The organism is Agromyces binzhouensis (assembly GCF_004135055.1).
Taxonomy (GTDB): domain Bacteria; phylum Actinomycetota; class Actinomycetes; order Actinomycetales; family Microbacteriaceae; genus Agromyces; species Agromyces binzhouensis.
Genome location: NZ_SDPL01000180.1, coordinates 1 through 6,026, shown reverse-complemented (window position 1 = coordinate 6,026; position 6,026 = coordinate 1). Strand labels below are relative to the sequence as shown.

The window sequence follows — 6,026 nt, the reverse complement described above, 5'->3', positions numbered from 1 at the left end:
CCGACCGCATCGCCGACCGGGTCGCCCGCGACACCTGGGCGGCGTGGGGCGAGGCGGCGATCCGGACGCAGACGGGCGCGGCGATCGCGCTCGAGTTCGACCTCGCCCCCTCGGCGGACCGCGAGCGCATCGGCGAGTCGCTCGCCGCCAACGTGCGCGCCGAGCACGGCCGCATCGCCACCGGCTTCCTCGGCACGCCACTCGTGCTCTTCGCGCTCGTGCACACGGGTCACGTCGAGGAGGCCTACCTCATGCTCCTCCGCCAGGCACCGCCCTCGTGGCTCTACCAGGTGGAGATGGGCGCGACCACCGTCTGGGAGCGGTGGGACGCGATCGGCCCCGACGGCAGCATCCACTCGGGCGAGATGTCCACGGGCGACAGCTCGGGCATGATCTCCTTCAACCACTACGCGTACGGCGCCGTCGTCGACTGGATCTATCGGTACGTGGCGGGCATCGCCCCGTCCGTCGACCTGCCCGGCTACCGCCGAATCGTGGTCGCGCCGCGACCGACCGCATCGATCCCGTGGGCTCGCGCCTCGGTCGAATCGCGGCTCGGGCCCGTCGCGATCGATTGGACGCTGACCGACGGCGACCTCGCGATCGAGCTCGAGGTGCCGTACGGCGCCGAGGCGGTGCTCGACCTGCCGCTGACGGACGCCTCGGAGGTCACCGTCGACGGCGAGGACCTCGTGTCGGACCGCCTGGGCCCCGGTCGCCATCGCATCTCGGCGACCGCCGTGCGCATCGCGGAGGTCCCGTCGATCGAGACGAGCGCGGCGGCCGGCTGACCGGCTGCGCGCCTTCGCCTGAACACGCGAGAAGGGCTGGTGCGGCAGATGCCGCACCAGCCCTTCTCGCGTACGCGCTCGCGGGTGGCGGCCGGTCGGTGATCTGGCTCCGCATGCCGACGCCGGGTGGACGGGAAGCTCGTTCCCACCCACCCGGCGTCGGGCTCCGCGCCTACTTCACGGCGAAGGATGCCGCGGCATCCGCGTCGACGGAGCCGCCGACGGTCACCTGGTAGGTGCCGGCGGCGGTCGCCCAGTCGCCGGCCGCGGTGTCCCAGTACTCGAGGAGGTGCATGTCGGCGAGGTCGTCGGCCGACAGCGTCACCTGCACGTTGCGGTGCTCACCGGGCTGGAGCGTCACGCGCTCCCACCCGATGAGGCGCTTGGAGGGCTCACCGGTCGAGCTCGGCAGCTCGAGGTAGACCTGCGCGACCTCGGTGCCCGCGACGTCACCGGTGTTGGTGAGGCGGAACCGCACGCGGATCTCCTTGTCACCCGAGGTCGACGTCGGCGTCACGGTGACCTTGTCGTACGCGAAGTCGGTGTAGCTGAGGCCGTGTCCGAACTCGAACAGCGGCTCGATGCCCTCGGCCTCGTACCAGCGATAGCCGACCTTCAGGCCCTCGCTGTAGTCGATCTGGAGGGTGCCCTCGGCGTCGGCGATGCCGGGGTACTGGGCCTCGGATCCCGCCGTGGGCGTGTCGTCGACCGACACCGGGAACGTCATCGGGAGCTTGCCCGACGGGTTCACGTCACCGTAGACGAGTTCCGCGAGCGCCGGGCCGAACTGCTCACCCGAGTGCCACGCGTGGAACACGGCGTCGACGTCGTCGATCCACGGCATCTCGACCGCCGAGCCCGCGTTGAGCACGGCGACCGTCTTCGGCGCCGAGGCTGCCACGGCCTCGATCAGCTCGTCGCCGTTGGCGTCGAGTCGCAGGTCGGGCAGGTCCTGGGTCTCGCCCATGGTGTAGTGACCGAACACGATGGCGACGTCGGCCGCCGCCGCGACATCCGCTGCCTGCGCCGGGTCGGCGCCGTCGTCGAAGACGACGGATCCGCCGGCGTCACCGACGCGCTCGGTGAGCGCGGTGAGCGGGTCCACGATCGCGTTGCAGTTCAGCGCTTGATTTCCGGGAGGGCCGAACGGGAAGTCCCATGCGCAGCCCGTCTTGGCGCTCACGCCATCGGTCGGTGTGCTGGACGCGGTCTGGCCGATGACGGCGACGGTGAGGTCGCCCTCGGCGAGCGGCAGCACGCCCTCGTTCTTCAGCAGCACGGTGCTCTGCTCGGCGATCTCCTTGGCGAGCGCCTTGTGCTCCGGCGTCGACACGTTCGCGACGGGCGTGGCGGGCACCGGGTGGTCGAAGAGCCCGCCCGCGATGTACGAGTGCACCACGCGGAATGCGGCTTCGTCGATCCGCTCCTGGGTGATCTCACCCGCGGCGAGCGCCGCGTCGAGGCGCGCGGGGCTGAACCAGCGGGGCCGGTTGAGCTCCTGGTCGAGGCCGGCGTTGAGGGACGGGGCGGTCGAGTGCACCGATCCGAAGTCGCTCATCACGTAGCCCTCGAACGGGTAGTCCTGCCGCAGGTTCGTGGTGAGCATGTCGTTCTCACACGCGTACACGCCGTTGACCTGGTTGTACGAGCACATGACGCTGCCGGGGTCGCTCTCGCGGACGGCGATCTCGTACGGCAGGTCGTAGATCTGCTTGAACGTGCGCTCGTCCATGTTCGACGAGCTCGACTGCCGAGCCTCCTCCTGCTCGTTCGCGACGTAGTGCTTCAGGTTCGCGATGATCGGCTTCTCGGGGTTGCCGTCCTCGAGTCCGCGCACGTTCGCCGCGGCCATGAGGCCGGAGAGCACGGGGTCCTCGCCGAAGTACTCGGAGCCGCGCCCCGAGAGCGGGGTCCTGCCCGAGGCGATGCCCGGTCCGAGGACCACGGCGCTGCGCTTGTCGAACGACTCGCTGCCGTGCGCAGCTGCCTTCTCCTCGCCGAGTTCGAGGTTCCACGTCGCGGCCACGGCGATCGGCCCGGGCCAGGCCGTGGTCCCTGCCGAGAGGTACACGCCGTCGGGGCCGTTGGCGTAGACGACGACCGGCGTGCAGGGCAGCTGCGCCGGGTACACCACGTTGGCCTCGCCCGAGAACGCGGGGTTCCACGTCGTACGGGTCGGGTCGTTCGCCGGCTGCTCCACGAGCCAGCGGTACTTCTGGTGCTGGCTGCTCGCGTCGAGCAGCGCGTCCGCCCGCTCCGCGGCGGTCAGCGACGTGTCCATCCACGGCACGGTCGAACAGTCGACCTCCTCCGCGGCCGCGGGCGCGGCGACCGTGAACAGCGCCGGCACGGCGAGGGCGGATGCCGCGAGCGCCGCGACCACGCCCCTGCGACGTCGAGCGGAGGTCGGGACGGTCACCGCCCCCGGGGATTGATTCGTTTCACGATCACGCGCGTGTCGTGGGGTGATGGGCAACTTCATGGTGGGGAATCCCTCTTCCTCGAGGCATCGATCCGTAGATCGATCTACACTTTGTTGACCGTTCTACACTCGCAAGCACCACAGTCGAATGTCAAGGGGATTACGGAATCCGGACGATGCCGCGGCGCCGAGCGCGCCAGGCCGAGTAGAAGGCCCTCGGCCGGTAATCGCCTCGTGCCGGGCGAGAGTGACGAGAGATGCTGTTCTGAATGCCGTGTGGGGAGCGCAGGCCGGACGGGGAATCCATCCGGCTGGAGACACGAAAACCCCCGGATGACCGGGGGTTTCACTTGCTGGGGTACCTGGACTCGAACCAAGAACAACTGAACCAGAATCAGCCGTGTTGCCAATTACACCATACCCCAATGGCCCTGAACCGGGGTTCCGGGCCGACATGTAACTGTAGCCGATCGCGGGGTCCGGTCCAAATCGAGGGGGCCTCGTGAGCGGATGCCGCGGCCGTGCCGTTCGGGTGCCGGCCGCGGCATCCGTCGGGGTCAGTCGACCAGCGCGGCGAGGCGGTCGATGCGGTCGATGGACTCCACGCGGCCGAGGATCTGCATCGACTCGAAGAGCGGCGGCGAGACGCGGCGGCCGGAGACCGCGACGCGGATCGGGCCGAAGGCGACGCGGGGCTTGAGGCCGAGGCCGTCGATGATCGCGGAGCGCAGGGCCTCCTCGATCTCGGTGTGCGTCCATGCCTCGCCGGGGATGCGCTCGAGCGCCTCGCGGGCGGCGGCGAGCACGGCCGGAGCGTCGGCGGACAGCGAGCCGACGGCGGCCTCGTCGAACTCGAGGCTCGCGGCATCCGTGAAGAGGAAGCCGAGGAGGCCGGGCACCTCGCCGAGCACGGTGATGCGCTCCTGCACGAGCGGCGCGGCCTCGACGAGGAGCGCCTCCTCGCCGGGGGTGATCGGCGTCGAGACGACACCGGCGGCCTGCAGGTAGGGCACGGTGCGCGAGGTGAAGTCGGCGAGCTCGAGCAGGCGGATGTGGTCGCCGTTGATCGCGTCGGCCTTCTTCTGGTCGAAGCGGGCCGGGTTCGGGTTGACGTCCTCGACGTCGAACGCCTCGATGAGCTCGCCGCGGCTGAACACGTCGCGGTCGGCCGAGAAGCCCCAGCCGAGGAGCGCCAGGTAGTTGACGAGGCCCTCGGGGATGAAGCCGCGGTCGCGGTGGTGGAACAGGTTCGACTCGGGGTCGCGCTTGGAGAGCTTCTTGTTGCCCTCGCCCATGACGTAGGGCAGGTGGCCGAAGCGCGGCACGAAGCTGGTGACGCCGATCTCGATGAGCGCGTGGTACAGCGCGATCTGGCGCGGCGTCGACGAGAGCAGGTCCTCACCGCGGAGCACGTGCGTGATGCCCATGAGCGCGTCGTCGACGGGGTTCACGAGCGTGTAGAGCGGGGCGCCGTTCGGGCGCACGACGACGAAGTCGGTCGTCGATCCCGCGGCGAAGTCGATGCGGCCGCGCACGAGGTCGTCGAAGCCGAGGTCGACGTCGGGCACGCGGAGGCGCAGCGCGGGCTGGCGCCCCTCGGCGCGGAACGCGGCGCGCTGCTCGTCGGTGAGGTCGCGGTCGAAGTTGTCGTAGCCGAACTGCTTCGGCCGGCCGGCGGCCTCGTTGCGCGCGTCGATCTCGTCGGCGGTCGAGTAGCTCTCGTAGACGTGCCCGGCGGCCTTCAGCCGCTCGATGACGTCGGCGTAGATCTCGCCGCGCTGCGACTGGCGGTACGGGCCGTGGGGGCCGCCCACGTCGATGCCCTCGTCCCACTGCAGGCCGAGCCAGGAGAGCGCGTCGATGATCTGCGCGTAGCTCTCCTCGCTGTCGCGGGCGGCGTCGGTGTCCTCGATGCGGAACACGAACGTGCCGCCGGTGTGGCGTGCGTACGCCCAGTTGAAGAGGGCCGTGCGCACGAGGCCGACGTGCGGGGTTCCGGTGGGCGAGGGGCAGAACCGCACGCGGATGTCGGATCCGGTGGCGGTCGTCGTGGGGTGGGTCGTGTCAGACATCGCCCTCAATGGTACGGGGCGGGGCCGTGTCGGAGGGGGTGCCGCCGCGTCGGGCGACGAGCCGCGTGAGCGCCTCGGCGGCCACCGCGACCGCTGGGACGCCGCGACCGCCGCGTGCGGTGACGAGATGCAGCGTGCGACGGTCGCCGTTCGTGGTGCCGCGCACTGCGACTCCGGCGCGCTCCCCCGCCGACTCGATCGCGAGCGCGGGCAGCACCGCGACGCCGAGTCCGCTCGCGACGAGCTCCTCGACGGCGACGAAGTTGTCGGTCTCGACCGCGATGCGCGGCGCGAATCCGGCGGTGTCGCACAGCTCGAGCAGGTGGCCGCGGCACCGCGGGCAGCCGGCGATCCACGCGTCGGCGGCGAGCCCGGCGAGGTCGACGGTCTCACCGCCCGCGAGCGGGTGCGCGTCGGGCAGCACGACGTGCATCGGATCGACGCCGATGGTCGTGACCTCGAGGCCCCGCGCGCTCTCGCGGTGCGGGTCGCTGCGGTCGCCGGGGTAGCTGAACGTGAGCGCGAGGTCGGCGCGGTCCTCGCGCACGGCGGCGACGGCCTCGGGCGGCTCGGCCTCGACGAAGCTGACCTGCACGCCCGGGTGCCGGCGGGACATCTCCGCCATGAGCTCGGGCACGATGGTCGGCGACGCCGACGGGAAGGCCATGATCCGCACGCGGCCCGAGCGGAGGCCGCGCAGCTCGGCGAGTTCGCCGCGGGCCGCCTCGAGCGCCGTCGCGA

General features: G+C 71.1%; 4 protein-coding genes and 1 tRNA gene. 1 reads left to right on the top strand and 4 read right to left on the bottom strand.

Annotated elements, in window-relative coordinates; genetic code table 11:
* A partial coding sequence (locus tag ESO86_RS09945; RefSeq protein WP_277985224.1) for an alpha-L-rhamnosidase-related protein occupies positions 1-791 on the top strand: 791 nt, incomplete at its 5' end.
* Positions 792-963: 172 nt separating this feature from the next.
* On the opposite strand, the gene ESO86_RS09940 is transcribed toward ESO86_RS09945, so the two are convergent.
* From ESO86_RS09940 to ESO86_RS09925, 4 genes are all read right to left on the bottom strand, one after another.
* On the bottom strand, positions 964-3,210 hold the full coding sequence (locus ESO86_RS09940; protein ID WP_207207085.1) for a beta-glucosidase: 2,247 nt from the start codon (positions 3,208-3,210) through the stop codon (positions 964-966).
* Between the two features lie 356 nt (positions 3,211-3,566).
* Positions 3,567-3,638: transfer RNA gene (locus ESO86_RS09935), tRNA-Gln, on the bottom strand.
* A gap of 132 nt (positions 3,639-3,770) precedes the next feature.
* The gene (gene gltX, locus ESO86_RS09930) at positions 3,771-5,285 is read right to left on the bottom strand and encodes a glutamate--tRNA ligase (protein WP_129234755.1); all 1,515 of its coding nucleotides are present in this window, start codon (positions 5,283-5,285) and stop codon (positions 3,771-3,773) included.
* A partial coding sequence (locus ESO86_RS09925) for a LysR substrate-binding domain-containing protein (protein ID WP_129234754.1) occupies positions 5,278-6,026 on the bottom strand: 749 nt, incomplete at its 5' end. The genes ESO86_RS09925 and gltX, both read right to left, overlap by 8 nt.

Excerpts from the sequence above, each read along its gene's own strand:
- gltX (WP_129234755.1), bottom strand. The coding sequence starts at position 5,285 with ATGTCTGACACGACCCACCCCACGACGACCGCCACCGGATCCGACATC.